This is a genomic window from Allobosea sp. Tri-44 (genome assembly GCF_004123845.1).
In the GTDB taxonomy this organism is placed as follows: domain Bacteria; phylum Pseudomonadota; class Alphaproteobacteria; order Rhizobiales; family Beijerinckiaceae; genus Allobosea.
The window spans coordinates 73,792-100,100 of sequence record NZ_NBDP01000023.1; the positions used below are offsets into that span (position 1 = coordinate 73,792).

A 26,309-nucleotide genomic window follows, 5' to 3' on the forward strand; every position below is an offset into this window, starting at 1 on the left:
TCAGTTGCCCATCAGCGTGACAGTGAGCGTGGCGAAGGAAAGCAGTGCAGCGAGGCCCGAAAGGAAGCCGAGGACAACGGTGACCTGCCGAAGCGGCGCCTTCGCCTCCTTGCGGATCGCGACCAGCCGGTCGTCGAAGGCACGCAGCGTCTGGTCGAAGCGCATCTGGAAGACATCGAGCTCGGCGAGACGCGATGCGATCGCGCCGTTGCCCTCGCTCTCTTCCGATTGCTTTGTCTCGGCCTCGCGCTGGCGGTGCTCAGCCAGCTGCACGCCGAGCTCGCCGACCTTGTCGAGCAATTCCTTCTGGGTCAGCTGCGAGCGTCGCTGCAGCGCGATCAACGCCTCGACACGATCGAAGAACCGCGCCAGCGGCACCGCGATCGCCGCCTCCGCCGCGAGTTCGGCCGGCGGCGGCAGGCGCAGTTCGAGCTCGGCGCCGGTGCTGGGCGAGACACCGACGATCGTCAGCGCATCCCGCGCCGCCGCGGTCCGGTCGTCGAGCTCCATGGCGAAGGCATGCCTGCCATCGCCGATGCCGTTGCGGCGCAGGTCGATGCGACCCTGGTCGGCGACCGCCTCCTGCACCTTGAGGCCGTGGCGCATCAGGCGCACGGCCAGCCGCTCCTCGGGGCGCGTCTCGTCCCAGATCCAGCCATGCAGCCGGTTGCCGTCGAGCGCGTCGACGCGCCCGTTGAGCCGGGCCGGGGCCTTGCTCGCTTCGGTCACGGTCCCATCCGGGCTGTGCATCGTCGTCATGCTGGTCATGCCGCCTCCGCCAGTTTGAGTTGATCGAACAGGGCAAGATGCGCCTGCGTGCAGTCGTCCATGCCGGGTTGGGGCGCGATGCCGTCGACGAGGCGGTGCCAGAGCCCGTCCTCGCTCACGGCGCGCGCCATCACCTGCGCGAGATGGCGGGGATCGCCGGGGCGGGCGTGCAACCCGTCGACGCCGTCGCGCACCATCTCGGCCATGCCGCCGATATTGCTGGCGATCACGGGCCTGCGGTGCTGGAAGGCTTCCTGGATGACAAGAGGCGCGTTCTCGTACCAGATCGAGGGTGTCACCACCCAGTCGACCTCGGCCATCAATGCCGGCATCTCGTCGCGGCGATAGGGGCCGCAATGGATGACTTCTGCGCCAGCCTCTGCCAGCGCCTTGTCGAGCGCGGTGGTGAAGGCCTCGCTCTGGAACGGCGCGCCGCCATGGATGCGCAGCTCGAAGCCGTCCGCTCCCTGCTCGCGCAGGAGTTTGGCGGCCTGCAGCAACGGCAGCACGCCCTTCCACGGGTTGAGATTACCGAAATAGCCGAAGCGATTGCGCCCACCGTGGGTGTGCCGGTGCGGTACCGGCATTTGCGCCGGCCGGGCATTGGCGACGACCTCGATCTTCTCAGCCGGCAGGCCCCAGTCGACATAACGCTGGCGCAGGAAGCGGCTCGGCGCGACGAAGCGGTCGACGGCGGCAAGATGCGTCTTCAGGAAGCGCTCGCGCAGCAGGAAGCGGTCGGGCCCGATCTCGGGGAAGCAGCCATGGCATTTGCCGGGCGTGGCGCCGGTGCAGCGCTGCTTGTCGCTCGCCCGCACCATCAGCCCGTCATGATGGCAGATCGAATAGTAGTCGTGCAGCGTCATGACGATCGACGCCTGCGGCAGCAAGCGCCGCGCCAGCGCCAGGAATTCGGCGCCGATCAGCACGAGATGGTGGACGTGGATCACGTCCGGCCGGAACTCGGTCAGCAGCGAACCGAGATCCTGCAAAGTGCCGTAATGGTCGATCTGGCTGAGATGGAAGCGGTCGAAATGGCCGCTCCACAGCAGCAGGTCGCCATCCGCCCCGGTCGCCTGGAAGGCGGTGCCGGGATGCGGCTGGCGGTGGATCGCATTGGTCGCGCCAAGGAAGAGCACTTCGCAGCCCTCGCTGCGATAGGCCTTCGCCAGGTCATGGGCGAAGATCTCGGTGCCGCCGGGATGCAGGTCCGGATGGTTATGGGCGACGACGAGGATGCGCCGGCTCATCGCTGGATCCCCGGTTTCACCGCGACCAGCAGATCCTGGTAATGGGCCGCACTCTGGCCGCGCCAGTGGCCGAGATCGAGCCGCTCGACGGCGAGACCGGCCTGCGTCGCATGCTCGAGCAGGAAGCGGGCGTCGATCCCGGCCGCCGCCAGCGGCGCCTCCTCGATCGCGTACCAACCCGGCCCTTCGCCCCAGCGCCGGAACTTCAATCGCTCCTGGCCGGTGACCTGGCCATCGAGCGCGAAGGCGGTCAGGAACAGTCTTCCGCCGGGCGCGAGCAGGCGCGCCGCCTCATGCAGGTAGATCACGAGCTCATCCGGCGGCAGATGCGTCGCCACCGAGGTCATGGTGATGAAGTCGAAGCTCTGGTTCGCGAAACCGAAGCGCACTTCGTTGCCCGGCAGCGAACCTTGCGGGTTGTAGAGCGGGTGGGCGATGTCGAGGCGCTGGAAACGGAAGCGCGGATAGGCCGGCGTGATCGTCTGGGCGCACCAGAGGATGCCGTCCATGACGGGATCCATCCCGTCATAGCTGCCGCGCTCGGGGTCGAGATATTGCGTCAGCGGCACGGCCATGCGGCCGATGCCGCAGCCGATGTCGAAAACGCGCTCATGCGGCTTCAGCCGGCCGAGCCGGACGAAATGGCCGAGAAACTCAGCGCCGATGGCGCGATAGTCGCCGTCGCCGACGAAGATCGAATCCGGCGGCGGGTGCGGCAGGAAACGGTTCGTTTGGACATGGGCCATCAGCCAGGCGAGCTCGGGGGTCGCCGGTTCGATCGCGGGGGCCGGTTCCGGCGAGGTCTGTAAGGCCAAGTTCGCCGTCATGCTGCTGTCGCCCTCCTGAGATTGGCGCGGGCGAGGAGAAATTCCGGCTCGAGGCGCAGATCCGGCGCCGGCACGGGCTGCTGCTGCGCGGGTTTGTCGACAGCCGCCATCAGCGCCTCGATCTGCCCGTCCCAGCGCTGGGTCTGGAGCCAGGAATTGTGCTGCGAGGCGACACCGCGGGTGTAGTCGAGGCTCTTCGAGATCGACTGGCGCTCGAGATGGTAGAGCGAGACGCTCGGCACATAGACGACGCCGAGCCCGGCCCGGGCGATCTTCAGGCAGAGGTCGCTGTCCTCGTAGTCGCCGATCACATAGCTGTCGTCGAAGCCGCCGACCTCCATGAACAGCGCTCGGGACAAGACGATGCAGGCGCCGGTGACGCCAGGGACCGGCCGTTCGACATTGGCCGGCGCGTAATGGCTCGGCATGCCTTTGAAGTAATGATGGTTGAGCCAGGTGCCTTTGCTGTCGCGCTTGAAGTACAGCCCGGCATGCTGCAGCGAGCCGTCATCGTAGAGCAGCTTGGGACCGACCGCGCCGATGCGCTTGTGTCGGTCGAGCCGCTGGACCAGTGCCGGCAGCCAGCCTGCGCTGTCAGGGATCACGTCGGAGTTGACGAGGGCCAGCGCCTGCCCGCGCGAGGTGGCCGCGCCGGCATTGCAGGCGGCGGAGAAGCCGCCATTGCGGCCCATCACCACCAGTTGCATCGGCAGTCCGTAGGCGAGGAACAACCCGCCGAGGAGATGAGCGACCTCGGCCTCGTGCTCGGGCGAGTCGAGCACGAAGATCAGCTCGGCCTTCTCCGCGAACCAGCGATCGGCCGCGAAGGCTGAGACCTGCACGCGCAGGAAGTCGTAGACGCGATAGAGCGGGATCACGACCGAGACCGTTGGATTGGTCGGCGCCTTGCCGAAGCTCCTGATCTGCGGTTCCGGCAGGGTCTCGCGCAGCGCCTTCTGGCATTCCGCCAGCACCGGCGCGATCGTTCGCTCCAGCATCAGGGCGCTGAGATGTTGCGGCGGGATCGCGGCCAGCGCCCGGGCGCGGATGGCGACGGTGTCCGCCGGCTGCACCGCGGGGCGCAGCGACAGGACGGTGCCGGATTTCAGCCTGAGCTCCACCCGCGGCTGCAGCACCGGCGCGGCCGAGGCGTAGCCCGGGATCAGCGCCGCGAAGCCGGTGGCGCGCTTCACGTCACCGTTGGAGCCGGCCGGTAGCAGTGCCGGAAAACGCTCCAGCCGCTCAAGCACCGGCGTCGGCTCGCCTTCCGAGCGGTGCAGCAGCATCTGGTCGAGCACGCCCTCGGCATCACGATACCAGCCGCCCAGCAGCAGGCCGGCCGGGGTCGTGATCGCAAGGTCGAGCTCGGCCGAAGGGACGTCGTCATTGCGCCGCACGGTCTGGACGGCGAGGGGAAGCCGACGCTGCATCTCGATCGCCAGCAGGCGGCCCTGTTCGGAGAGGCCGGTGAGCTGCTCGACGAGCCAGTTGCGCAGGCCGTCGCGCTGGCTGGCCTTGCCGGCCCACCAGCGTCCCAGCGAGGGAATATCCTGCCGCGGCGTGACCGCGCGCACGATCAGGCCGGATTCGGACTGAAGGATCAGCAGGCCGCCGGCCTGAGGCGAAAATTCATCGACGATCAGGTGCAGGGGGCGGTTGCCGGCGCGATCCGGACGCCCGAGCCGCGGCCGGGCGGCGAGACGCGACAGGCCGCTCGAATCGAGCCTGTAGGCGGTGCGCACGCCGGGGAGCCGGCCGGGGACCGCCGATTCCAGCAGGACCTTGCCTTCGACGAGCTTGGCGACAGATGCTGCCACAGCCGGCTTGCGCGCGAGGATCAGCAGGAACTGGCGCAGGAAACCAAGATAGCTCGCGCTCTCGCTGAGGCCGAACAGGCTGGGCCAATGGCCGATCAAGGCGTTGGCGAGCGTGCGTCGCGCATCCGGCGTGATGTCGCGCACCAGCTCGTTCGCATCGGCCATGCCATGGACGAGGTCGGGATCGAATCGAGCCGTGATGTCGCCGCCGGGGCTGTCATCCGACAGGGTTGCGACGAGGTCGCCGGTGCCATGACGAAAAACGACCAGCACGCGCATGCGGCCGTCGCCGAGGGCGAGCGCGATCGAGCCCGAGGCGAGGCGTTTCTCGTGCGCCGTCAGCGCAATACGCGGGCGGGAGAGCACGGGCGCTTCGATGGTCCAGCTCAGCAGAAAGACCGAGCCGCTCAGCCGGGACAGATCCAGCTGCGGGCTCAGGCCGTCCGCAACCGGTGCAGGCGCGAGAGAGAGCATGGGTGCCATGTTCCGAAAAGGGCAGGGATGCGGCGCCGGCCGGAGAGAACTCCGGCCGGCGCCGCGTTGCGTCAGGCGACCGCGAAGTAGGAGTTCGGATCGGCCTGGATGTCTTCGGCGGTGACGCCGACAATGGTCACGGTGTCGCCATTGCCGAGATCGATGACGGCATTGCCGCCGACGGTGGTGGCGCGTGCCGCCACGTCCTCGGCCGAGCCGATATCGGTGCCGTTGATGCCCGAGGCGACCTGGAGCAGATCGTGACCGGCGTCGAAGTCGAGCACGACATCGTTGCCGCCGCCGCCATTGAAGACGAAGACATCCTCTCCGGCGCCGCCGGAGAGGATGTCGTCGCCCGCACCGGCGAAGAGCAGATCGTCGCCCGCGCCGCCCTGGATGAGGTCGTTGCCGGCGCCACCTTCGAGCACGTCGTTGCCAGCGCCGCCCTGCAGGATGTCGTTGCCTTCGCCGCCGAGCAGGATGTCGTCACCCGGCCCACCCTGCAGCAGGTCGTCACCGTCGCCGCCGCGCAGCACGTCGTCTCCGGCATTGCCGCGCAGGATGTCGTTGCCCGCTCCGCCTTCGAGGACGTCGTCGCCCTCGCCGCCGAAGAGGTTGTCGTTGCCGTCGCCGCCGGCCACGATGTCGTCACCCTGGCCGCCGAAGAGCGAATCGTCGCCTTCGCCGCCAGAGAGGAAATCGTTGCCGCCGTCGCCGTAGATCAGGTCGTCACCTTCCTCGCCGAAGAGCGAGTCGACCTGGGCGCCGCCTTTGACGATATCGTCGCCGGCGCCCGCGAGAATCACGTCACTGAAACGCGTCCCTATCAAGAAATCATCGAACGCACTGCCTTCGATCGTGGCCATTCGTCACCTCCTGGGTGATCAGAGAGCACCTTCGGATTTGCAGAAATATTTCTGCAAATCCGAATAATGGTGCGGTTCTGACGGCGAGCCCAAAGGGCGCCATCGTCGACGAGCGAGAGAGTACCCAAGATATTCTGCGTATCAAGCAATCTATTATGACTTTTTTGCGATGCAGCAAAGTTACTGTCTTTTTATATATTGTTGAAGCGAGAGTTATTGCCTGAAGTTGCTGCGAAATTCGAAGTTTTTATTCTGCAATAATCGTTGCAGCTTTCGCTGCATCGTTCGTCGGCAGGGCGGGCCGGCGAGCTCAATCCTCCCTGAAGGCGCGGTTGAAGCTGTCCCTGAGCGGCGAGAGCAGATAATCGGCCGCAAAGCGCCGGCCGTTGACGATCAGCACCTCGGCGGCCATGCCGGCATGCAGCGTCACCTTGTTGTCGCGAAGGCTCTCCGGCGTGATCTCGGCGCGGACCACGAAGAAGGCGATCCCGGTCTTTTCATCGACCAGCTGGTCGGCTGCGACATAGCTGACCTTCGCCTGGAGCGGGGGCAGGAGCCGCGCATTGAAGGCGGTCAGCCTGACCTGCGTGTCGGCACCGACGCGAACCGAATCGATATCGCGCGGGTCGACCTTGGCTTCGACGATCAGCGGCTCCTGCTCGGGCACGATGTCGAGGATCGCTTCGCCCGCGGCGACGGCGCTGCCGGCGGTGCGCATCCGGATATTGGCGACGATGCCTTCCTGCGGCGCGATCAGCACGAGCCGGCGCAGCACGTCCTGCGCCTGGACGATGCGTTCGACCACCTCCGAGAGCTGGAGCTGGCTGTCCTGCAGGTCCTTGGCGATCTCGCTCTGGCGCTCGAGGCTGATCGACTTGATCTCGAGCTCCGCCCCGGCGACGGCCTGTTCGGCCTTGGCCATGCGCGCCTTCATCTCGCCGGCCCGGCCGGTGAGCTCGCTTTGCCTGGTCTGCAGCTCGACGAGTTGGGAGCGCTTGGCGTAGCGCTTCTCGTAGAGGTCCGCGATTGTCTTCACTTCCTCGTCGATCAACGTGCGCTGGTTGCGCACGGCGTCGATCTGGGCCTGCAGCGCCTCGGCCTCGGCCTGGTGCTGCTCGATCACCCGCTGCTGGATGCGGGTCTTGCCGTCATAGACCTGGGTGCGGGCGCGGAAGAGCACGCGCTCGGCCGTGATCACCTCCCGGGCGATCGGTGTCAGCGCCTTCGCGATATCGTCCGGGAAATCGATCGCGGTCGTCTCGTTCTGCTCGGCCCGCAGCCGGGCGAGCCTGGCTTCGAGACCGACGCGCTTGGCCTGGAGCTGCTGAAGCTCGGCACGGGCGCGGGCATCTTCCAGCCTGAGCAGGGGCTCGTCCTTGGCGACGCGCTCGCCTTCGGCCTTGAGCAAGGTCTTGAGGATGCCGCCTTCGAGGTGGCTGACCGTCTTGCGCCGGCTATCGACGATGACGGTCCCCTGTGCGACGGCGGCATTGTCGAGCCGGGCCGTCACCGCCCAGGCACCGAAACCACCAAAGCCTATCGCCACTGCGGCGACGCCGGCGAGGACGAGATTGCGCAGCGAGGGCATCCGCTCCTCGGGCTCCGCCTCGATCTTCAACGGCACGAGCGCGCGGTCGGGCCGGCGCAGCATCGGGAGATCGCTCATGCGCTCACCTCACGGGCCGCAGGTGTCTGTTTGGCTGGGTCGAGCTCGACGATACCGCCGGGCGTGATCATGCCGGCGATCGCCGAACGCGGGCCGAACTGGGCGACACGGCCCTCGCGCAGCACCAGGATCTTGTCGACGACCTGCATCACCGAGGGGCGATGTGCGATCAGGACGACGATGGCGCCGCTCTCGCGGGCGGCGTTGATGGCCCGGATCAGGCTCTGCTCACCCTCGGCGTCGAGATTGGCATTGGGCTCGTCGAGCACGATGAGACGCGGCATGCCGTAGAGCGCGCGCGCCAGGCCGATACGCTGGCGCTGGCCACCCGACAGCTTGAAGTCGCTGTCGGCGACGCCGGTGTCGTAGCCCAGCGGCAGGCGGCCGATCAGCTCGTGCACGCCGGCGATGCGGGCGGCCTCGAGGATGGCATGCGGGTCCGGCTTGCGCATGCGGGCGATGTTCTCGGCGATGGTGCCGTCCAGCAGCGAGACCGATTGCGGGAGATAGCCGACCATGTCGCCGAAGGAGCCGCGCTCCCACAGATAGGTGTTGTGGCCGTCGAGATAGACGCCGCCGACATTCGGCCTGAGCACGCCGACGAGCAGGCGGGCCAGCGTCGATTTGCCGGCTCCGGAGGGGCCGACCAGACCGAGCACCTCGCCCGGCTGCAGCGAGAAGGAGATGCCCTTGATCACGGTCTGCTCGGCGCCCTTGGGGGCATAGACCAGCCGGTCGATGACGAGGTCGCCTTCCGTCGCCGGGGTCGGGACGCTCTGGCGCTGCGAGCTCTGCGACTGCAGGAGGTCGCGCACCCGCTTCCAGGCCGCCGCGGCGAGGACCCATTGCCGCCAGTCGGAGATCATCGAGTCGAACGGGGCGAGCAGCCGGCCGAGCAGGATGCTGGCCGCCATCAGCGTGCCGATCGTGACCTCGTGCTTGATGATCAGCACTGCGCCGGTCGCGTAGATCGCGAGCTGCATGGTCATGCGGCTGGAGCGGGTCACGGCAGCGATGAACTTGCCGCGCCGCGTGCCGAGATCGAGATGCTCCAGCATCGCGACCTGCTTGGCCCGCCAGCGGCTGGACAGCGCCGGCAGCATGCCCATCGCCTCGATCGTCTCGGCATGGCGCAGGCTCGCGCTGATCTCGTTGATCGAGGCGACGCCTTCCTCGTTGGCATCCTTGAGCGCGCGCCGGGTCAGCATGTCGGAGAGCACGCCGAGCAGCAGCAGGATCAGGAGCGAGGCCAGCCCGACCAGCCCGTAGACCCAGTGGAAGGCGAAGAGCACGGCGAGGAAGATCGGCGACCACATCGCTTCCAGCGGCGTCGCGATCGCCGAGCTCGCGATGAAGTAGCGGATTTCGTTGAGGTCACGGATCGCCTGCGTCGCCTGCCCGGAGCCTCTCTCCAGCGAGGTCGAGACGGCGGCCTGCATCGCCGGCAGGTTGAGCCGGCGGGCAAAGATGCTCGCCATCGTCTGGAAGGTCAGCGACCGGATGAACTCGACCGCGCCATAGAGCGCGAGCCCCCCGACCGCGATCACGAGCAGCATGGTGAGCGTGTCGTAGCTCCGGCTGACGATGACGCGGTCCTGAACCTGCAGCATGAACAGCGGCACGGTCAGCAGCAGGATGTTGACGCAGAAGCTGAGGAAGCCGGCATAGGCCAGCCCGCCGGTAAAGCCACGCTGCAGGCTTCGAATCAACGCGTCGGCAGGCTGGATCGCAACCTTCATGCAGGTCTCCGAAGGGGCTGGCCATCAGATGGCGCTGTCGACGCCTGTGCCGGTACGGCAGGTTCTGAACGTTATCAAAGGGTGCCACACAAGTCGTGTCTATAATATGACAGATTAAGCCTTGTGAAATATAGGCAATTATCAGAAATATGGCAGAACCGTGCTTTATTTCAAATTTTGAAACAGTTCATGACTATGCTGAGTTCGATAAAATCTTAAATTCATTCTGTTCAGGGTGGCATGTGCTTTGCGTATAGGCTATTCGTCAGCCAAAGCGGCTCGGAGGGCTGACTGCTCATTTCGAGATCAGGCGGAGTAGGGAATGCATCTAAAACCCCATGACGGCGCTCGATTCCTAGGCAATGGCTTCAATGGAGAGCATCGAGACGGCGCCCGCCGCCTCGAGCCCGAATCAACTCCGGCGCGGGCGCCGGTGTCGCAACTCGATCTCGCGCGCATGATCGAGCGGGCCAGCCGGCGCTTTCTCGATTACCTCAGGCTCGAGCTCACCAAGCTCGGCGTCGACGACATCTCGCCCTCGCAGGTGATGGTGCTGTTCACCATCGGCTCCGGCGAGATCGCGGTGCGCGATCTGCTCGACCGCGGCCATTATGTCGGCTCGAACGCCTCCTATAACCTCAAGCAACTGGTCGAGAGCGGCTATCTGGAGCGCGGGGCCTCGTCGCGCGACCGCCGTCTCGCGCGGATATCGCTCTCGCCGAAGGGGCAGCTTCTCGTCGAGCGGCTCAGGCTGCTCGACGAGACCAGCCAGTTCGGCCAGGGACTCGACATCGATCTCGACGCCGACCTCCAGACCACCCACGACACCCTGCGCCGCCTCGAACAATGGTGGGGCGACGCACTGCGCTATGGCGGGATCCTGCTGGCCTCATGCACGTCCTATTCGTTCATCGTTCAGGATCTGGTCAGTTCGCTCACCTGATCCAGCGCCTCGTCGCCGAGGGTGGCGAGGTCACGCTGGTGACGGAGAGGCCGGAGCCGGACCGCCCGGGGATCAGGCAGATCGCCTATTCGGTAGGCGAACCGGCGACTGCGCATGCGACACTGGCGGCGACCGATTACCATGTCCGCACCGGCGAGGCGGTCGCGGCTGAGCTCACGCGGCTGCATCGGCACGACCGGCCGGATGCGATCCTCGGACATGTCGGCTGGGGCGGCATGCTCTTCGCCAAGGATGCGATGCCGGGCGTGCCGCTGATCGGTTATTGCGAGTACTTCTACAACGCGACCGGCTCGGACCTCGATTTCGACCCGGCCTTTACCGTGCCGGAGGCCGAGCGGCGGCGTATCCGGATGCGCAACGCCGCCCAGTTGGTGACGCTGCAGACGCTCGATTTCGCCTATGCGCCGACGCGCTGGCAGCAGCTGCAATATCCCCGTGCGCTGCAGCAGCGCATCGCAGTATGCCATGACGGCATCGACATCCACGCCTGCAGACCGGATGCGCAGGCGTCGTTTACACTGCCCGACGGACGCACGCTCCGCCCCGGCGACCCGGTCATCACCTTCGCCGCGCGTGATCTCGATCCCTATCGTGGCTACCCGCAGTTCATGCGGGCGGCGGCGCGGATCGCGCAGGAGCGGCCCGATGTGCTGTTCGTCGCCGTCGGCGGCGACGGCCCGGGCTATGGCCGGCCGCGTCCGGACGGGCGGCTCTGGCGCGAGGTGATGCTGGAGGAAACCGGGCTCGCCGACCGCATCGTCCATATCCCCTGGCTTGCCCACGCCGATCTGGTCAGGCTGTTTCAGGTCTCGGCCGCTCATGTCTATCTCAGCGTTCCCTTCGTGCTCTCCTGGTCGATGCTGGAGGCGATGGCCTGTGGCGCTCTGATCGTCGGCTCGGCGACGCCCCCGGTCCAGGAAGTGGTCCGGCACGGGGTCAACGGCCTGCTCGCCCCGTTCTTCGACGAGGCGCGCCTGGCAAAGACCGTGATCGCTGCGCTCGACAGGGGCTCTGAGCTGGCGCCCCTGCGTGCAGCCGCGCGCCAGACCGTCATCGCGCGCTATGAGCGCGACGCCTGCGTCGACCGTCAGCTCGGCTTCATCGGCCGGCTCGTCGCCGAGGACGACCTGCTGGCAGCGCAGTAGCCGGCTGACTCAGCCAGCGGCAGATGCGCTCGACGGCAAGGCGCCGAAGAAGCCGATGATCTGGGCAATTCGTCCGTCATCGCCGATCATCGCGATGTCGAGCCCTTCCGGCAGCATGGTGCTGTCGGCCTCGATCACCCGCCAGGCGAAGCGGGCAAAGCCGTGATGGTGCTGGACCGCACTGGTCCTGACCACACGAGCGCCAGGGCGCTGCGCCAGCACTCCGGCGATGTGTTCGAGCAGGGCCTCGGCGCCGTAAGCATCGGCTCTTGGGTCGGTGTAGCGCCCGCCATCCGCCCAGACCTCAGCGAGGGCTGCGGCGCGCGCCGCCGGCTCAGGATCGGACCAGGCCTCGCAATAACGGTCGATGATCGCCTCGATCGACATGCTTCGCTCCTCAATGACGCGACGCTCAAGCAGCGTCGCGATAGTTCCAGCTGCCATGCGTCTCGATCGTCGAACGTACCGAATTGGCCAGGAAGCAGTTGGCATGGGCTTCGTGATGCAGCGCCTCGACGGTGGCCTCATCCGGCGCCAGCGGCCCGCTGAAGACGACATGCGGCCTGAGCGTCACCGTCGCGATCCAGTCCTGCCCATCGGCATTCTTCAGCATCGTGCCTTCGGCGGCGTCGGCATAGCTGTCGATGCGGAGGCCGCGCCGCGATGCGAGATCGAGGAACCAGAGCATGTGGCAGCTCGACAGTGCCGCGACATAGGCCTCCTCGGGATCGACATTGGCCGGGTTGGAGAAAGGCGCGCGCACCACATGCGGCGAACTCGAGGCCGGTACCTCCAACCCGCCATCGAAGCGCCAGAGATGGGCGCGGCTGTAGCGGCGATCGAGGAAGACCTCCTCGCCGCGCTGCCAGGTGACGGTCACGCCATGCATCGCCATCAACTCTCTCCCTGGCTGGAGCAGGCCGCGAGCACGACTGCGCGCGTCGCCTGCAAATGGTTTCTGAGAATCTCCTGGGCTGCAGCCGCGTCCTTGGCCGCGACCGTGGCGATCAACTGGCGGTGCTCGTCCGCCCAGCCCTGCTTGCGCGTGCCGGGGCTGAGCGCCTGCGCGCTGAACCGATCGATCGGCGCGCGCAGCTGTCGAAACAGGGCAAGGCTGCGCAGGCGCCGCGCCGGCCCGTAGAGCGCCTCGTGGAAGCCGATGTCGCCGGCGATCCAGCCGAGCCGGTCGTCGGCATCCTCCAGGGCGTCCTGCAGCCGCTTCAGCTCGCGCAGCGAGCGCTGGTCGTGCTGGCCGAGCGCCCGCGCCAGCAGATCGCCCTCGACCATCAATCGGAGATCGAAGAGCTCGTCGATCTCCTGCGCCTGTGGCCGGCTCACGCGCGCGCCGCGATAATGCGCGACATCGAGCAGGCCCTCGTTCTGCAACTGCGCCAATGCCTCGCGTACCGGGATGCGGCTGACGCCGTATTCGGCCGCGATCTGCTCCTGGCGCAACAGGTCGCCCGGCTGCCAATGTCCGCCATCGATAGCCTCGCGCAGGCGCTGGGCAAGGGCGGATGCGGTCGTGGCGGCGGCGAGGCGGGCGATAGCCATGGGATAATTGTATCCAAAAATAGCGGGCGCACAAGTGGCCGATGGGATCATGGCGCGCTGCTGGCCAATGCGGTCCCTCGCTTGATGGTCACGGCGCCGGGCACACTGTTGTCAGCGACGTGTGCTCACCGCTACAAGCACGGCGAACGAGAGGTCGTTCGCGCATGACATTCGAGATCGCCGCCACGCCACAAGAGGCCGTCGACCGGCTGGAGCTGCTCTACGATCAGGCGCGGACGGCGCTGCGAAACGATCTGCAGCGCTTCTTCGAGACGGCGCAGCCGCCGACGCTGGATGACCGGGCGCTCTATCGCTATCCGATGCTGCGCGTCACCTACGAGCCCTCGAAGCTGCCAGCGGCGACGCGGCGCGGCTACGCCAAATTCGCCATGCCCGGCATCTACTCGACCACGGTGACGCAGCCGGCCGAGTTTCGCGCCTATCTGCTCGACCAGCTCCAGCCGCTGGTCGATGAATACGGCGCGACGATCGAGACCGGCATCAGCAGCCAGGAAATCCCCTACCCCTACGCGCTCGATGGCGGCGACGAGCTCGGGCGCGGCACGGTCACGGCCGCTGAGCTCGCCCGGCATTTCCCGACGCCGCTACTGGCGCTGGTCGGCGACGAGATCGCCGACGGCAGCTTCGAGATCGTCGAGGGCGAGCCGCGCCCGCTCTCGCTCTTCGACGCGGTCCGGGTCGACTATTCGCTGCGGCGGCTCGTGCACTATACCGGCACTGACTGGCGCGCCGTGCAGCCCTGGGTGCTGCTGACCAATTATCACCGCTATGTCGACCAGTTCGTCCGGCTCGCTCTCGCCGAGATAGAGGCCGGCACGGCGCAGGCGCTGGTCGCCCCGGGCGGCATCCGCATCGACCGTGACGGCATCGATGTCAGCGCTGCTGAGCGGGTGATGTCGGCGCCCTGGCACCGCTTCCAGATGCCGGCCTATCACTTGATCCGCGAGAGCGGCGAGGGCGTCACCCTCGTCAATATCGGCGTCGGCCCCTCCAACGCCAAGAACATCACCGACCATCTCGCGGTGCTCAGACCCAATTGCTGGCTGATGGTCGGCCATTGCGGCGGACTGCGCCAGACGCAGATCATCGGCGACTACGTCCTCGCCCACGCCTATCTCCGGCAGGACGGCATTCTGGACGAGCTGGTGCCGCCCGATGTGCCCGTCCCGGCGCTGGCGGAGGTCCAGGTCGCCCTGCAAGAGGCGGCGGCCGAGGTCACCGGCGAGAAGGGCGACCGGCTGAAGCAGCGCCTGCGCACCGGCACCGTCGTGACGCAGGACGATCGCAACTGGGAGCTGCGCTGGACCAAGGAGCGCAAACGCATCAACCTGTCGCGCGCCATCGCGGTCGACATGGAATCGGGCACTATCGCCGCGCAGGGCTATCGCCTGCGCGTGCCCTACGGCACCTTGCTCTGCGTCTCCGACAAGCCGCTGCACGGCGAGATCAAGCTGCCAGGCGCCGCCAACGCCTTCTATGAGCGCGCCGTCGGCGAGCACCTCAAGATCGGCCTCGCCGCGCTCGAGAAGCTCAAGGAAGCCGGCTCACAGATCCATTCACGCAAACTGCGCAGCTTCGACGAGCCGCCCTTCCGCTGATGCCGTCATGCTCGCCCTTGTGGCGAGCATCCACGTCTTGAACACCACATTGCATCCGGGAAGACGTGGATGGTCGGGACAAGCCCGACCATGACGGGGAAGGGGTCACCGGCTCAGGTTACGCCGCCGGACACGCCGCCCCGCTATCGGCCCAAGCCTGCATCAATGCGCCGAACTCGGCGCTCGACCCCGGCGCAGGTTGTCGGCCCTTGCCGGGGTTCCAGCCCCAGAGCACCAGCGTGTCGGTGGTGACATGTTTGATGATCGCGGCGAGGTCGCGGCTGCCGTTGCGGTTCTGGTCCTTGAGCTGCTCGCAGATCTGGCCGAGCGTCTTGCCCTCCCAGGCCATCGAGGCCGGGGCGAGCGCCCAGTGACCGTCGCCGGGAATGCCGGCCGGGTCGAAGTTCTGCTTGCCATGGCAGGTGGTGCAGGCGAGCCCGGGCGCGCCGTGCCCGTCCTTACCACGCACGACCATGGGCTGGTGCAGTCGCCTCGCGTCGCTCTGGCGCGGCCGTTCCGTTGCCGGGTGGCAGTTCATGCAGCGCGGATGCTGCAGCACCTTGCCCATTTCGTTGAACAGCGCGACCGAACGGTCGCGCTGATTGGCGATGTTGGTGAAGCTTGCAGCCGGGCGCAAGGTCGCTCCGCCGGGCTGCGGCGCCGGCGCGGTTTGCGCCAGCGTGAGTGCGCTGCCGAGCAGCAGGGTGACGGCGGCCGCGGTCGTGGCGAGAGCGATCGACCGCATCACACAGTCCCTCCGACCATCGGCAGGGAGAGCGGCCGCTCCCGTCCGAGCCGCGCCAGCGCATTGGCGACCGCCGGTCCGATTGGCGGCACGCCGGGCTCGCCGACGCCGGTCGGCTTCTCGGTGGACGGTACGATCCGGACCTCGACCTCGGGCATCTCGTGGATGCGCAGCGAGCGGTAGCTGTCGAAATTGGTCTGGACCGGCCGGCCCTGGTCGAGCGTCAGCTCGCCATAGAGGATGTGGCCGAGCCCGAAGCCGATGCCGCCCTCCATCTGGGCGCGGATGATGTCGGGATTGACCGCGATGCCGCAATCGACCGCGCACCAGACCTTGTGCACCTTGGGCTCGCCGCCTTCGCCGAGCGAGACCTCGGCGATCTGGGCGACGTAAGACGAGAAGCTCTCGACCACGGCGACGCCGCGGGCGCGGCCGTCGACCGGGCCCGGACCGTTCCACTTCGCCATCTCGGCGACCGCCTTCAGCACGCCGACAAGGCGCGGATGCTTGCCCATCAGCGCGAGCCGCCCGGCGACCGGGTCCTGCCCGGCCTCCTGCAGCAGCTGGTCGATGAAGCTCTCGACCGCATAGGCGGTGTGGGTGTGGCCGACCGAGCGCCACCACAAGGTTGGCACCCCGACCTTGGGCGCATGCACCTCGCAGCGGAAATCGGCGACCTCGTAGGGCAGCTCATTGGCGCCCTCCACCATGGTGGCGTCGATGCCGTCCTTCACCGTCATCGCCTCGAAGGGCGTGCCGAGGAAGAAGGACTGGCCGACGATGCTGTTACTCCAGGCGGTGATCTTGCCGTCCTTCACCGCCCCGCGCATGCGATGCAGGAAGAGCGGCCGGTAGTAGCCGCCGGCGAGGTCGTCCTCGCGGGTCCAGACCAGCTTGACCGGCCGGTTCGGGCCGATCGCCTTGCCGACCATGGCGAGTTCCGCCGCCAGATGCTGGCTGACCTGGGCGCGCCGGCCGAAAGAGCCGCCGGCGAGCATGGTCTCGATCTGTACCTTCTCCGGCGGCAGACCGAGGACGGTCGCGATGGTCTGGTGCTCGGTGGTCTGGAACTGGCTGCCGAAGCGCGCCAGAGCACCCTGCGCGTTCCATTCGAGATAGCCGTCTAGCGGCTCCATCGGCGCGTGCGCCAGATAGGGGAAGACGTATTCCGCCTCGATCACCTTCTCGGCCTTGGCGAGAACGGCATCGGCATCGCCGTGCTTGCCCGCGAGCGTGCCTGGAGTGCGGGCGAGCGCCCGGTACTCGGCGATGAGCTCGCGGCTGCCGCGCTTTTCGGCCCCGCTCTCGTCCCAGGTCACTTTCAGCGCCTCGCGGCCCTTCAGCGCCGGCCACATACCGGTGCCGTAGATGGCGACGCCCGAGCCGATCTGCTGGACGTCCACCACGCCCTTGATCTTCTTCGCCTCGGTCGCATCGAAGGAGGCGACCTTGCCGCCGAAGCGCGGTGGCCGGGCGACGACGACGGTCAGCATCTCGGGCGTGCGGATGTCGATGGTGAACTGCGTCTTGCCGGTGGATTTGCCCTGGCTGTCGAGGCGCTTGACCGCACCTTCCTTGCCGATCAGCTTGAACTGCGCGGGGTCCTTGAGCTTGACCTCAGCCGGGGCCTCGAGCTTGGAGGCAGCATCGGCGAACTCGCCGAAGCGGCCCTGCTTCCCGGAGGCGTGCTTCAGCACGCCCTTCTCGACGGTGATCTCACCGGCCGGAACCTTCCAGGCCTCAGCGGCGGCCTGCACCAGCATGGCGCGGGCGGTGGCGCCGGCCTTTCGCATCTGCTCGAAGGAATTGGCGATCGCCGTCGAGCCGCCGGTGCCCTGCACGCCGAAAGCGAGGTTGGCGTAGAGCTTGACGTCGGCCGGCGCGTGCTCGGCCCGCATCTGGCTCCAGTCTGCGTCGAGTTCCTCGGCGGCGAGAGTCGCGAGCCCGGTGAAGGGGCCTTGACCGAACTCGATATGCTTCACCAGCACAGTCACCGTGTCGTCCGCGCCAATTCTGATGAAGGCGTTCGGGGCGAATACGGCGTTGCCCCCCGGGCGGAAGGCCTGGGCTGCGCCGGACTGGGCACGCCCCGCCTGCGGCAGGCTCATGCCGATGACGAGGGCGCCGGCGCCCTTGAGCAGGTTGCGGCGAGAGAGGTTGGTGTCGTGTGCGGTCATGGCTCAACCCTCCAGCGTGCGTGCGGCGTCGTGGATCGCGGCGCGGATGCGGACATAAGTGGCGCAGCGGCAGAGATTGCCGTTCATGGCGAGGTCGATGTCGCGATCGGTCGGTTTGCGAATCTCGGTGAGCAGTGCGATCGCACTCATCACCTGGCCGGACTGGCAATAGCCGCATTGCGGCACATCGTGCTTGATCCAGGCCGCCTGCACGGCCTGCGCTTCCTTGCCGGCGAGCGCCTCGATCGTGGTGATCTTGGCCTCGCCTATGGCGGAGACGGGCATCGAGCAGGAGCGCAGCGGCTGGCCGTCCATGTAGACGGTGCAGGCGCCGCATTGCGCGACGCCACAACCGAACTTGGTTCCGGTGAGCCCAATATTGTCGCGCAGCACCCAGAGCAGGGGGGTGTCGTCGTCGACGTCGACGCGATGCGTCGTTCCATTGATATTGATCGAGTGGACCATGGCTGCCTCGCGGGATCGCGGTCATGACGCAGCACGGCACCATGGCAGCCGGATCGAGGCTCGCTCGCCAGTATCTGGATTTTGAAACTCGCCATAGGCCTATATCGGGGTGGAGCGAGTTTCAGAATCCAGATACTGGCACCTCTTTGGTTCTGGTGTCGTTTCCGATTTCGAAGTTCGCTCCGCGCTTGATATCGAACGAGGCGAACTTCGAAATCACGACACCAGCCCGTTCTGACATATCAGAGGCGGGCGAATGATCCGTCGTCTGGGGCCGTGCGACTAGACGAGTTAGACGTTTTGCGTCTAACTAGAATAGTCGCCGACAGTTTGGATTCTGTCAAGACTGCAAATGAGCGACCGCAGCGAAAGTTCCATAACGTCCGGCGAGGACGGCAAGGGCCGCATCGAGCAGATCGCGGAGGCGGCTCTGCGCCTCTTCGCCCGCTATGGCTACAAACGCACCTCGATGGACGACATCGCGCGCGAGGCCGGGGTCGCCCGCGCCACGCTCTACCTCCATTTCAAAGGCAAGGACGACGTCTTCCGGGCCATGCTCGCGGGCCTCGGGGGCCAAGTCGAGACACGTTGCCGCGAGGCACTGGCGAGGCCGGGCTCGTTCTCAGAGCGGCTCGCTGCGCTGATGGCGGCCCATCACGGCACCGCCTTCAGTGCTTTCAGCGCCGGTGAGCATCTCGGCGAGCTCAAAGCGGTGATGGTGAGCATCGCTGGAGCCGAGCTTGCCGCCTTCGAGGCGATCTTCATAAGCTTCGCCCGGCAGCTGTTCGAGGATGCCGCCGCGCAAGGCGAGATCGCCATCGAACGCAGCGGCCTTCCGCTGGACACGCTGATCGCGACGATGATGCGCGCCGCTGCCGGCGCCAAATACGGCGAGCAGCCGTCCTGCGAGGATTATCTGCTTCGCCTGCGCGAGATCGCCGCGGTCTTTGCGGCTGCAGTCGCCAGGGATGCGCCGCTTCGAGCCTGAGCGCGATTGAGCTTGGCCTTTCTGTGTAAGCCTTTCGTCTAGAGACGAGGGCTTCGCGTGCCCGGCATGGGTTTTTGCGCACACCCGCGCCGTTGACATGGGCGATATGCGCGGTGCAGCATGCCGCCCGGGGAAACGAACAATCCAGCAATGACTAAGGTTAAGGGCGGATGTCTGAGGATATTATTCTATCGACCTCAGGCCTCACGAAAGAATTCGCCGGCTTCACAGCCGTCAATGGCGTCGATCTGAAGGTCAGGCGCGGGTCGATCCACGCGCTGATCGGCCCGAACGGTGCGGGCAAGACGACCTGCTTCAACCTGCTGACCAAGTTCCTGCCGCTGACGCGGGGCCAGATCGTCTATAATGGCCGCGATATCTCCCGCGAGAAGCCGGCCGAGATCGCCAGACTCGGGCTGGTGCGCTCTTTCCAGATCTCGGCGGTGTTCCCGCAGCTCTCGGTCAAGACCAATGTCCGCGTTGCGCTTCAGAGAAAACGCGGCGATTCCTTCGATTTCTGGCGCTCGGAGAAGGTGCTCTCTCCGCTCGATGCCGAGGCGTTGCGCCTCGTCGAGGCGGTCGGCTTGTCGGCCTTCGCCGAGCTGCCGGCCGGCGAGCTCTCCTATGGCCGCAAGCGCGCGCTCGAGATCGCGACGACGCTCGCACTCGAGCCCGAGATGCTGCTGCTGGACGAGCCGATGGCCGGCATGGGCCGCGAGGATATCGAGCGCATCGAGGCGTTGATCCGCAAGGTCTCGAAGGACCGCACCATCCTGATGGTCGAGCACAATCTCTCGGTCGTCGCCTCGCTCTGCGACCGCATCACCGTGCTCGCCCGCGGCCAAGTCCTGGCCGAGGGCGACTATGCCGCCGTCTCGAAGGATCCGCGCGTGATCGAAGCCTATATCGGATCGGGGGTCGGCCATGGTCACTGAAGGACCGGCCACTGAAGCTGTGCTGGAGCGTCCGGCTGCGGCGGGCGCCAAGCCGCTGCTGGCGGTGCGCGGGCTCGAGGCCTGGTATGGCGAGAGCCATGTCCTGCATGGCATCGAGCTCGATGTCGGCGAGGGTGAGGTGGTGACCCTGCTCGGCCGCAACGGCGCCGGCAAGACCACGACGCTGAAATCGATCATGGGCGTGATCGGCAAGCGCAAGGGCTCGGTCACCTTCGCCGGCCAGGAAACGATCGGGCTGCCCTCGCGCGCCATCGCCCGGCTCGGCATCGGCTATGTGCCGGAGGAGCGCGGCATCTATTCGACGCTCTCGGTCGAGGAGAACCTGCTGCTGCCGCCGCAGGTCAAGCCGGGCGGGCTCCCGGTCGAGCAGATCTTCACGCTTTTCCCCAATCTCAAGGAGCGGCTGAAGAGCCAGGGCACCAAGCTCTCGGGCGGCGAGCAGCAGATGCTGGCGATCGGCCGCATCCTGCGCACCGGCGCCAATCTGCTGCTGCTCGACGAGCCGACCGAGGGCCTCGCGCCCGTGATCATCGACCAGATCGGCGCCACCATCCGCATGCTCAAGCAAAAGGGCTTCACCATCGTCCTGGTCGAGCAGAATTTCCGTTTCGCCCAGACTGTGGCGGACCGGCACTATGTCGTCGAGCAGGGCAGGGTCATCGACATGATCCCCAATCCGGAACTCGACGCCAATATCGACAAGCTCCACAGCTATCTCGGGGTCTGACGCAGGGCGTCCAACAAGAACCTTACGAACACCAGACATCTCAGGGAGATAAGAACATGCAGCTCAAGACATTGCTCGCAGCCACGGCGCTCGGCGCGCTGATGGCTTCGCCCGCGCTGGCGCAGCAGATCTCGGTCAAGGCCGGCGTGCTCAACGACCGCTCCGGCCTCTATGCCGACCTCTCGGGCGAGGGCTCGGTGATCGCCGCGCGCCTGGCAGTCGAGGACTTCAAGGCGGCCGAGAAGGGCATCAAGGTCGAGATCGTCTCGGCCGACCACCAGAACAAGCCGGACGTCGGCTCGACCATCGCCCGGCAATGGTACGACCAGGACGGCGTCGACCTGATCCTCGACGTGCCGACCTCCTCGGTCGCCCTTGCGGTCAACCAGATCACCCGCGAGAAGAACAAGGTCCACATCAACTCCGGCGCGGCCTCCTCGGACCTGACCGGCAAGGCCTGCTCGCCGAACACGGTCCATTGGACCTACGACACCTACGCGCTCGCCCAGGGCACCGGCGGCGCCATGACCAAGGCCGGCGGGGACAGCTGGTTCTTCCTCACCGCGGACTACGCCTTCGGCCATGCTCTGGAGCGCGACACCTCGGCGGTGGTGACCAAGGCCGGCGGCAAGGTGCTGGGCGCGGTGCGTACGCCGTTCCCGGGTACCGACTTCTCGTCCTTCCTGCTGCAGGCGCAGGCGTCGAAGGCCAAGGTCATCGGCCTCGCCAATGCCGGTGGCGACACCATCAACTCGATCAAGCAGGCGGGTGAGTTCGGCATCGTCGCCGGCGGCCAGAAGCTGGCCGGCCTGCTGGTCTTCGCCACCGACGTGCACGCGCTGGGACTGCAGACGGCTCAGGGGCTGGTGCTGACCGAGTCCTTCTACTGGGACATGAACGACCAGACCCGCGCCTGGTCCGAGCGTTTCGCCAAGCTCAACGGCGGCAAGAAGCCCTCCATGGTCCAGGCCGGCGTCTATTCCGGCATGCTGCACTATCTCAAGGCGGTCGAGGCGGCCAAGAGCAAGGATTCGGCGGTCGTCATGGCCAAGATGAAGGAATTGCCGACAGACGATCCGCTGTTCGGCAAGGGCTCGGTCCGCGTCGACGGCCGCAAGTTGCACGACATGTACCTGTTCGAGGTCAAGAAGCCGTCGGAATCGAAGGCGCCGTGGGACTACTACAAGCAGATCGCGGTGCTGAAGGCGGATGAGGCCTTCAAGCCGCTTGCCGAGAGCGAGTGCCCACTCGTCAAGAAGTGATGGGCTGAAGACAGCCCACGACACACTCTGCCGGGGCCGGTAGAGCCCGTTCCGATCAGCTTGCATCGCAAGCTGATCGGAAAAACGGTCTCTATCTCCAGGTTGGAGACGGATTCACCGATCAGGTTGTTTCCAACCTGATCGGATCCGGCTCCAGCCCCGGATCAGCTTTCACGGAATGGTCGATCGCATGTTCGAGCTCTTGGGTGTCCCCCCGCAGGCATTGTTCGGTCAGCTTCTGCTCGGCCTGATCAACGGCTCGTTCTATGCGATCCTCAGCCTCGGCCTGGCGGTGATCTTCGGCCTGCTCAACATCATCAACTTCACCCATGGCGCCCAGTACATGATGGGCGCCTTCGTCGCCTGGATGTGCCTGAACTATCTCGGCATCAACTACTGGGCGGCGCTGCTGCTGGCGCCGATCGCCGTTGGCATCACCGGCGTGGTGATCGAGCGCTTCCTGCTGAAGCGCATCGCCCATGTCGACCATCTCTACGGGCTGCTGCTGACCTTCGGCCTGGCGCTGATCATCCAGGGTCTGTTCCGCAACAATTATGGCTCCTCCGGCCTGCCTTACTCGATCCCGGCCGAGCTGCGCGGCGGCTATAATCTCGGCTTCATGTTCCTGCCGACCTATCGCGGCTGGGTCGTGATCGCTTCGCTCGTCGTCTGCCTCGCCACCTGGTTCATGATCGAGAAGACCAAGCTTGGCTCCTATTTGCGCGCTGCGACCGAGAACCCGACCTTGACCCAGGCCTTCGGCATCAACGTGCCGCTGCTGGTGACGTTGACCTATGGCTTCGGCGTCGCGCTTGCCGCCTTTGCTGGCGTGCTGGCCGCGCCGATCTACTCGGTCAACCCGAACATGGGCGCCGACCTGATCATCGTCGTCTTCGCCGTGGTGGTCATCGGCGGCATGGGCTCGATCATGGGCGCGATCGTCACCGGCTTCTCGCTCGGCCTGGTCGAGGGGTTGACCAAGGTCTTCTATCCGGAAGCCTCGGCGACCGTGATCTTCATCATCATGGCGATCGTGCTTCTGGTGAAGCCGGCCGGCCTGTTCGGCCGCGCCGCGTGAGGAATTGAGATGGCAGACATCGCTTCCACCGACGCTCCCGCCGCCGCTCTCGCCATCGGCGAGGTTGATGACAGCACAGCGCGGCTGCACCGCAACCTGATGATCGGCATCGCGGCCGCGCTCGTGATCGCGCCATTCGTCGCCTATCCGGTTTTCGTGATGAAGGTGCTGTGCTTTGCGCTGTTCGCGCTCGCCTTCAATCTTCTGCTCGGCTATGGCGGCCTCCTCTCCTTCGGCCACGCAGCGTATTTCGGTATGGCGAGCTATGTCAGCGCCTACACGGCCAAGCATTGGGGGCTGACGCCGGAACTCGCCATCCTCGCCGGCACCGGGATCGCGGCTCTGCTCGGCCTCGCCTTCGGCGCGCTCGCGATCCGCCGCCAGGGCATCTACTTCGCGATGATCACGCTGGCGCTGGCGCAGATGGCGTTCTTCTTCTCGCTGCAGACGCCGCGCTTTACCGGTGGCGAGGACGGCATCCAGGCGGTGCCGCGCGGCAAGCTCCTCGGCCTGTTCAGCCTCGCCGACGACCGTGCCCTCTACTGGCTCGTCGCCGCGGTCTTCATGGGCGGGCTCCTGCTGATCTACCGCGTCATCCACTCGCCCTTCGGCCAGGTCTGCAAGGCGATCCGTGACAACGAGCCGCGCGCCATCTCGCTCGGCTATCGCGCCAGCCAGTACAAGCTCGCCGTCTTCGTGCTCTCGGCCGGGATCGCCGGGCTCGCCGGCGCGACCAAGGCGATCGTCTTCCAGCTGGCGTCGCTCACCGACGTGCATTGGTCGATGTCGGGCGAGGTCGTGCTGATGACGCTGGTCGGCGGGCTCGGCACGGTCTTCGGCCCGATCGTCGGCGCCATCGTCATCGTCTCCATGCAGAACTTCCTGGCGACGCTCGGCGCCTGGGTCACAGTGGTGCAGGGCGTCGTCTTCGTGATCTGTGTCCTGCTCTTCCGCGAAGGCATCGTCGGCATGATCGCCAAATGGATCAAGAAGCCGCTGTGAGCCTATCGTCATTGCGAGCGTAGCGAAGCAATCCAGGAGGCATAGGCTCTGCCGCCTCTGGATTGCTTCGTCGCTTCGCTCCTCGCAATGATGGGCGCTACTGCGTGAACAGATAGTCGACCACAGCCGCCCGGTCCGCCGCGCGAAGGCCGGCGGGCGGGCTCATCCAGCCACCGGGCACGATCGCATCGGGATCGGCGAGATAGCCGAGCAACCGCTCGCGGTCCCAGGCGAACCCTTGCGCCTTCGCGGCCCTGAACGCCGGCGAATAATCGAAGCCCTCGGCCGAGCCGAGCACGCGCCCTTTCAACCCGGCAAGATGGGGCCCCGCCATGCCGGCCTTGCCGGGATCGAGGCTGTGGCAGGACTGGCAGGCCTTGAAGATGGCAGCTCCTGCCGGCTCCTGCGCCTGGAGCGGGCCGGTCAGGGACAGCGCAAGCGCCAACAGCGCCGCGAGCCCCGTTTTCACGCCGGCTTCACCGTCTGGATACGCACCAACCGGTTGCTGCCGCTCTCGCCGCCCCAGGCCTCGCCGCTCCGCCCGTCCATCTGGCGGACATTGGCGCCGGGCTTGTCGCTCGGGAAGCTGTTGAACTCCTCGCTCAGCGGGTCGAAGCGGACGATGCTGTTGAGGGCGAAGTCGGTGAGCCAGACCTTGTCGGCGTCATCGACATAGACCGAATAAGTCCGCGGCTTGTTGCCCGGCAGCTTCCAGCCCTTCCAGCTGCCGCTTTCGGTGTCGAAGGCCGAGACCTGTCCGGAATTCCACTCGCTGACCCAGATCCGGTTCTTCGAATCCGACCAGACCCGGCGAGCGCCCTGGCCCTCGGTCGGTGGATCGACCACGGTGAAGGCGCCGCTCTGGGTGTTGATCCTCGCGATGTAGTTGCCGGCGAGCGAGGCGAACCAGATATCGCCGGCCGGTGTGCGCGTCATGCCATAGGGGCCGGCGCCGCGCGGCGCGTCGAAGATCTCCATCTTGCCGGATTTCGGATCGAGACGGCCAACGATGCCGTTCTGGCCGGTGAACCAGAGCATGCCGGTCTTGTCGAAGACCGGCGTATTGAGATTGGCGCGTTCGCGCTCGGCCGGCAGCTTGAACAGATCGACCTTGTGCGTCTTGTCGTCGACGCGGGCGATGGCGTTCTGGCCGCCCTCGGTGACCCAGGCGGCGCCATCAGGCCCGCGCACGACGCCGTGCGGAGCGGCGCCGTCGCCGAGCGGGATCACCCTGGTCTGGCTGGTGCGCGGGTCGAAGCGGCCGAGCACGCCATTGCGTTGGCCGCAGACCCAGAGCGTGCCGTCGCCGGCATCGGTGACATCTCGCGAACCCTTGATCTCCGGCACCTCGAAATAGGTGACGATGAACGGGCTGCCGGGCTGGGGCTGTCCGGTCGCCTCGGCGCTGCGCAGGATCAGATTCGGCGCGGCGAGGCCGGCGATACCGAATTTCAGGAACGAACGGCGCAGCATGGGCGTCTCCTTTCGTTGTCGGCCGGCGAATGATCTGCCTGTCCAAGACAGGCGTAAACCGACAACATCGTGAAACTGTGGCTGCGGCCGGACGGTTCCCTCTTCTCGTTCTAGCGCTGCCGCTGGATGCCTTCGGGCAGGGTCGAAACGCGCGCCATTTCGCCGCTGTGGAAGGCGGCCGGATCGGCGAGATAGTCCTGCGCCATCGCCATCGCGTCGGCGCCCCAGAAGACCTCGCCATCGATCACCAGGCTCGGCACGCCGAAGACGCCGGCGGCAACTGCTTCTTCGGTCGCCTGGCGAAGGCGATCCTTGATCTCCTGCTCCCCGATCAGCGCCAGGGAACCGGGCCGGCCGGCGGCCTCGGCCACCGCTTCCAGCACGGCTGGCTCGTTGGCGTCGCGCCCTTCGCCCCAGACGAGGCGGAAGGCGGCCGTCACGGCCGCCTCGTTGCCGTCGAGCGCGGTCAGCAGGCGCAGCATGGCGAGCGGGTTAAAGGGGTGGGCCGGCGGGAAGCGGAAGGGCACGCCCATCGCTCGGGCCGTGTGCGTTGCGAGCCTATAGGTATGGACGCGCTTGGGCGCGATTTCGGCCGGCCCGAGCTGGCCCCAGACCTTGAGGACACCGCCGAAGACGATCGGCTTCAGTACCACCGGCCGCTGCATCCGGATCGCATCGAGGCGCGTCAGCGCGAGATGGGCGAAGGGCGAGATAATGTCGAAATACCAGAAAGCGGGCTGAGGCAAA

The 26,309-nt window shown here is 66.6% G+C and carries 26 protein-coding genes; 10 read left to right on the forward strand and 16 right to left on the reverse strand.

The window, feature by feature from the left end:
- The 7 genes from B6S44_RS15455 to B6S44_RS15485 all read right to left on the reverse strand — a co-directional run bounded on the left by B6S44_RS15455 (nucleotide 1) and on the right by B6S44_RS15485 (nucleotide 9,407).
- Nucleotides 1-768, reverse strand: a complete 768-nt coding sequence (locus tag B6S44_RS15455; protein ID WP_129157788.1) for a hypothetical protein — start codon at nucleotides 766-768, stop codon at nucleotides 1-3.
- Nucleotides 765-2,018, reverse strand: a complete 1,254-nt coding sequence (locus B6S44_RS15460; protein WP_129157789.1) for a glycosyltransferase family 4 protein — start codon at nucleotides 2,016-2,018, stop codon at nucleotides 765-767. Before B6S44_RS15460 ends, B6S44_RS15455 begins: the two co-directional genes overlap by 4 nt.
- Nucleotides 2,015-2,845 carry a class I SAM-dependent methyltransferase gene (locus tag B6S44_RS15465; protein ID WP_129157790.1) on the reverse strand — a complete coding sequence of 277 codons (831 nt, stop codon included), beginning with the start codon at nucleotides 2,843-2,845 and terminating at the stop codon, nucleotides 2,015-2,017. The genes B6S44_RS15460 and B6S44_RS15465 overlap by 4 nt, the downstream gene beginning before the upstream one ends.
- Complete coding sequence (locus B6S44_RS15470) at nucleotides 2,842-5,136, reverse strand: glycosyltransferase (RefSeq protein ID WP_164985841.1); 2,295 nt, start codon at nucleotides 5,134-5,136, stop codon at nucleotides 2,842-2,844. The genes B6S44_RS15465 and B6S44_RS15470 overlap by 4 nt, the downstream gene beginning before the upstream one ends.
- 71 nt (nucleotides 5,137-5,207) lie before the next feature.
- A complete protein-coding gene (locus B6S44_RS15475; protein WP_129157792.1) occupies nucleotides 5,208-6,002 on the reverse strand; it encodes a calcium-binding protein in 795 nt (264 codons plus the stop codon).
- A 310-nt stretch (nucleotides 6,003-6,312) separates the two neighbouring features.
- Nucleotides 6,313-7,668 carry an HlyD family type I secretion periplasmic adaptor subunit gene (locus B6S44_RS15480; RefSeq protein ID WP_129157793.1) on the reverse strand — a complete coding sequence of 452 codons (1,356 nt, stop codon included), beginning with the start codon at nucleotides 7,666-7,668 and terminating at the stop codon, nucleotides 6,313-6,315.
- Nucleotides 7,665-9,407 carry a type I secretion system permease/ATPase gene (locus B6S44_RS15485; protein WP_129157794.1) on the reverse strand — a complete coding sequence of 581 codons (1,743 nt, stop codon included), beginning with the start codon at nucleotides 9,405-9,407 and terminating at the stop codon, nucleotides 7,665-7,667. The genes B6S44_RS15480 and B6S44_RS15485 overlap by 4 nt, the downstream gene beginning before the upstream one ends.
- A gap of 433 nt (nucleotides 9,408-9,840) precedes the next feature.
- Here B6S44_RS15485 and B6S44_RS15490 point away from each other — a divergent pair, with 433 nt between their 5' ends.
- A complete protein-coding gene (locus B6S44_RS15490) occupies nucleotides 9,841-10,350 on the forward strand; it encodes a MarR family winged helix-turn-helix transcriptional regulator (protein ID WP_248309616.1) in 510 nt (169 codons plus the stop codon).
- Nucleotides 10,299-11,516, forward strand: coding sequence for a glycosyltransferase (locus B6S44_RS15495; protein WP_129157796.1), 1,218 nt, complete (start codon nucleotides 10,299-10,301; stop codon nucleotides 11,514-11,516). The genes B6S44_RS15490 and B6S44_RS15495 overlap by 52 nt, the downstream gene beginning before the upstream one ends.
- Before the next feature lie 9 nt (nucleotides 11,517-11,525).
- On the opposite strand, the gene B6S44_RS15500 is transcribed toward B6S44_RS15495, so the two are convergent.
- Genes B6S44_RS15500 through B6S44_RS15510 form a run of 3 tightly spaced genes read right to left on the reverse strand, consistent with a single transcriptional unit; the run spans nucleotide 11,526 to nucleotide 13,070 of the window.
- Nucleotides 11,526-11,903, reverse strand: a complete 378-nt coding sequence (locus tag B6S44_RS15500; RefSeq protein ID WP_164985842.1) for a nuclear transport factor 2 family protein — start codon at nucleotides 11,901-11,903, stop codon at nucleotides 11,526-11,528.
- 25 nt (nucleotides 11,904-11,928) lie between these two features.
- Complete coding sequence (locus B6S44_RS15505; RefSeq protein WP_129157798.1) at nucleotides 11,929-12,411, reverse strand: OsmC family protein; 483 nt, start codon at nucleotides 12,409-12,411, stop codon at nucleotides 11,929-11,931.
- Nucleotides 12,411-13,070 (reverse strand): GntR family transcriptional regulator, encoded by a 660-nt coding sequence (locus B6S44_RS15510; protein ID WP_164985843.1) that lies wholly within the window; start codon nucleotides 13,068-13,070, stop codon nucleotides 12,411-12,413. The genes B6S44_RS15505 and B6S44_RS15510 overlap by 1 nt, the downstream gene beginning before the upstream one ends.
- Nucleotides 13,071-13,234: 164 nt before the next feature.
- Between B6S44_RS15510 and B6S44_RS15515 the strand changes: the two genes are divergently transcribed.
- On the forward strand, nucleotides 13,235-14,689 hold the full coding sequence (locus B6S44_RS15515; RefSeq protein ID WP_129157800.1) for an AMP nucleosidase: 1,455 nt from the start codon (nucleotides 13,235-13,237) through the stop codon (nucleotides 14,687-14,689).
- A 118-nt stretch (nucleotides 14,690-14,807) separates the two neighbouring features.
- Here the strand turns inward: B6S44_RS15515 and B6S44_RS15520 are convergent, their stop codons facing one another.
- From B6S44_RS15520 to B6S44_RS15530, 3 genes are read right to left on the reverse strand one after another with little or no spacing between them, the layout of a single operon-like run.
- Nucleotides 14,808-15,434 carry an Isoquinoline 1-oxidoreductase subunit gene (locus B6S44_RS15520; protein ID WP_129157801.1) on the reverse strand — a complete coding sequence of 209 codons (627 nt, stop codon included), beginning with the start codon at nucleotides 15,432-15,434 and terminating at the stop codon, nucleotides 14,808-14,810.
- On the reverse strand, nucleotides 15,434-17,611 hold the full coding sequence (locus tag B6S44_RS15525; protein ID WP_129157802.1) for a xanthine dehydrogenase family protein molybdopterin-binding subunit: 2,178 nt from the start codon (nucleotides 17,609-17,611) through the stop codon (nucleotides 15,434-15,436). The genes B6S44_RS15520 and B6S44_RS15525 overlap by 1 nt, the downstream gene beginning before the upstream one ends.
- Before the next feature lie 3 nt (nucleotides 17,612-17,614).
- Nucleotides 17,615-18,076: a (2Fe-2S)-binding protein gene (locus B6S44_RS15530; RefSeq protein WP_129157803.1), complete on the reverse strand. Its 462-nt coding sequence runs from the start codon at nucleotides 18,074-18,076 to the stop codon at nucleotides 17,615-17,617.
- A 23-nt stretch (nucleotides 18,077-18,099) separates the two neighbouring features.
- On the opposite strand from B6S44_RS15530, the gene B6S44_RS15535 reads away from it, so the two are divergent.
- The 7 genes from B6S44_RS15535 (at nucleotide 18,100) to B6S44_RS15565 (ending at nucleotide 24,089) form a co-directional block, all read left to right on the forward strand.
- Nucleotides 18,100-18,336, forward strand: a complete 237-nt coding sequence (locus B6S44_RS15535) for a hypothetical protein (RefSeq protein ID WP_129157804.1) — start codon at nucleotides 18,100-18,102, stop codon at nucleotides 18,334-18,336.
- 92 nt (nucleotides 18,337-18,428) lie between these two features.
- Nucleotides 18,429-19,064 (forward strand): TetR/AcrR family transcriptional regulator, encoded by a 636-nt coding sequence (locus B6S44_RS15540; protein WP_129157805.1) that lies wholly within the window; start codon nucleotides 18,429-18,431, stop codon nucleotides 19,062-19,064.
- 170 nt (nucleotides 19,065-19,234) lie between these two features.
- A complete protein-coding gene (locus B6S44_RS15545; RefSeq protein ID WP_129157806.1) occupies nucleotides 19,235-19,999 on the forward strand; it encodes an ABC transporter ATP-binding protein in 765 nt (254 codons plus the stop codon).
- Nucleotides 19,989-20,747, forward strand: coding sequence for an ABC transporter ATP-binding protein (locus B6S44_RS15550; protein WP_129157807.1), 759 nt, complete (start codon nucleotides 19,989-19,991; stop codon nucleotides 20,745-20,747). Before B6S44_RS15545 ends, B6S44_RS15550 begins: the two co-directional genes overlap by 11 nt.
- 56 nt (nucleotides 20,748-20,803) lie before the next feature.
- Entirely contained in the window at nucleotides 20,804-22,009 is a 1,206-nt protein-coding gene (locus tag B6S44_RS15555; protein ID WP_129157808.1) for an ABC transporter substrate-binding protein, read from the forward strand.
- A 190-nt stretch (nucleotides 22,010-22,199) separates the two neighbouring features.
- Complete coding sequence (locus B6S44_RS15560; RefSeq protein ID WP_129157809.1) at nucleotides 22,200-23,087, forward strand: branched-chain amino acid ABC transporter permease; 888 nt, start codon at nucleotides 22,200-22,202, stop codon at nucleotides 23,085-23,087.
- A gap of 9 nt (nucleotides 23,088-23,096) precedes the next feature.
- Complete coding sequence (locus tag B6S44_RS15565) at nucleotides 23,097-24,089, forward strand: branched-chain amino acid ABC transporter permease (RefSeq protein WP_129157810.1); 993 nt, start codon at nucleotides 23,097-23,099, stop codon at nucleotides 24,087-24,089.
- 97 nt (nucleotides 24,090-24,186) lie between these two features.
- On the opposite strand, the gene B6S44_RS15570 is transcribed toward B6S44_RS15565, so the two are convergent.
- From B6S44_RS15570 to B6S44_RS15580, 3 genes are all read right to left on the reverse strand, one after another.
- Nucleotides 24,187-24,558: a c-type cytochrome gene (locus B6S44_RS15570; RefSeq protein ID WP_164985844.1), complete on the reverse strand. Its 372-nt coding sequence runs from the start codon at nucleotides 24,556-24,558 to the stop codon at nucleotides 24,187-24,189.
- Nucleotides 24,555-25,562 (reverse strand): Vgb family protein, encoded by a 1,008-nt coding sequence (locus B6S44_RS15575; protein ID WP_129157812.1) that lies wholly within the window; start codon nucleotides 25,560-25,562, stop codon nucleotides 24,555-24,557. The genes B6S44_RS15570 and B6S44_RS15575 overlap by 4 nt, the downstream gene beginning before the upstream one ends.
- Nucleotides 25,563-25,672: 110 nt before the next feature.
- Nucleotides 25,673-26,308: a 2-hydroxychromene-2-carboxylate isomerase gene (locus tag B6S44_RS15580; RefSeq protein WP_164985845.1), complete on the reverse strand. Its 636-nt coding sequence runs from the start codon at nucleotides 26,306-26,308 to the stop codon at nucleotides 25,673-25,675.
- Between the last annotated feature and the right edge of the window lies 1 nt (nucleotide 26,309).

Bases quoted from the DNA above. Each gene is read 5' to 3' on its own strand.
- B6S44_RS15455 (WP_129157788.1), bottom strand. From the start codon at position 768: ATGACCAGCATGACGACGATGCACAGCCCGGATGGGACCGTGACCGAA.
- B6S44_RS15460 (WP_129157789.1), bottom strand. From the start codon at position 2,018: ATGAGCCGGCGCATCCTCGTCGTCGCCCATAACCATCCGGACCTGCAT.
- B6S44_RS15465 (WP_129157790.1), bottom strand. From the start codon at position 2,845: ATGACGGCGAACTTGGCCTTACAGACCTCGCCGGAACCGGCCCCCGCG.
- B6S44_RS15470 (WP_164985841.1), bottom strand. From the start codon at position 5,136: ATGCTCTCTCTCGCGCCTGCACCGGTTGCGGACGGCCTGAGCCCGCAG.
- B6S44_RS15475 (WP_129157792.1), bottom strand. From the start codon at position 6,002: ATGGCCACGATCGAAGGCAGTGCGTTCGATGATTTCTTGATAGGGACG.
- B6S44_RS15480 (WP_129157793.1), bottom strand. From the start codon at position 7,668: ATGAGCGATCTCCCGATGCTGCGCCGGCCCGACCGCGCGCTCGTGCCG.
- B6S44_RS15485 (WP_129157794.1), bottom strand. From the start codon at position 9,407: ATGAAGGTTGCGATCCAGCCTGCCGACGCGTTGATTCGAAGCCTGCAG.
- B6S44_RS15495 (WP_129157796.1), top strand. From the start codon at position 10,299: ATGCACGTCCTATTCGTTCATCGTTCAGGATCTGGTCAGTTCGCTCAC.
- B6S44_RS15500 (WP_164985842.1), bottom strand. From the start codon at position 11,903: ATGTCGATCGAGGCGATCATCGACCGTTATTGCGAGGCCTGGTCCGAT.
- B6S44_RS15505 (WP_129157798.1), bottom strand. From the start codon at position 12,411: ATGGCGATGCATGGCGTGACCGTCACCTGGCAGCGCGGCGAGGAGGTC.
- B6S44_RS15510 (WP_164985843.1), bottom strand. From the start codon at position 13,070: ATGGCTATCGCCCGCCTCGCCGCCGCCACGACCGCATCCGCCCTTGCC.
- B6S44_RS15515 (WP_129157800.1), top strand. From the start codon at position 13,235: ATGACATTCGAGATCGCCGCCACGCCACAAGAGGCCGTCGACCGGCTG.
- B6S44_RS15520 (WP_129157801.1), bottom strand. From the start codon at position 15,434: ATGCGGTCGATCGCTCTCGCCACGACCGCGGCCGCCGTCACCCTGCTG.
- B6S44_RS15525 (WP_129157802.1), bottom strand. From the start codon at position 17,611: ATGACCGCACACGACACCAACCTCTCTCGCCGCAACCTGCTCAAGGGC.
- B6S44_RS15530 (WP_129157803.1), bottom strand. From the start codon at position 18,076: ATGGTCCACTCGATCAATATCAATGGAACGACGCATCGCGTCGACGTC.
- B6S44_RS15535 (WP_129157804.1), top strand. From the start codon at position 18,100: ATGACGCAGCACGGCACCATGGCAGCCGGATCGAGGCTCGCTCGCCAG.
- B6S44_RS15540 (WP_129157805.1), top strand. From the start codon at position 18,429: ATGAGCGACCGCAGCGAAAGTTCCATAACGTCCGGCGAGGACGGCAAG.
- B6S44_RS15545 (WP_129157806.1), top strand. From the start codon at position 19,235: ATGTCTGAGGATATTATTCTATCGACCTCAGGCCTCACGAAAGAATTC.
- B6S44_RS15550 (WP_129157807.1), top strand. From the start codon at position 19,989: ATGGTCACTGAAGGACCGGCCACTGAAGCTGTGCTGGAGCGTCCGGCT.
- B6S44_RS15555 (WP_129157808.1), top strand. From the start codon at position 20,804: ATGCAGCTCAAGACATTGCTCGCAGCCACGGCGCTCGGCGCGCTGATG.
- B6S44_RS15560 (WP_129157809.1), top strand. From the start codon at position 22,200: ATGTTCGAGCTCTTGGGTGTCCCCCCGCAGGCATTGTTCGGTCAGCTT.
- B6S44_RS15565 (WP_129157810.1), top strand. From the start codon at position 23,097: ATGGCAGACATCGCTTCCACCGACGCTCCCGCCGCCGCTCTCGCCATC.
- B6S44_RS15575 (WP_129157812.1), bottom strand. From the start codon at position 25,562: ATGCTGCGCCGTTCGTTCCTGAAATTCGGTATCGCCGGCCTCGCCGCG.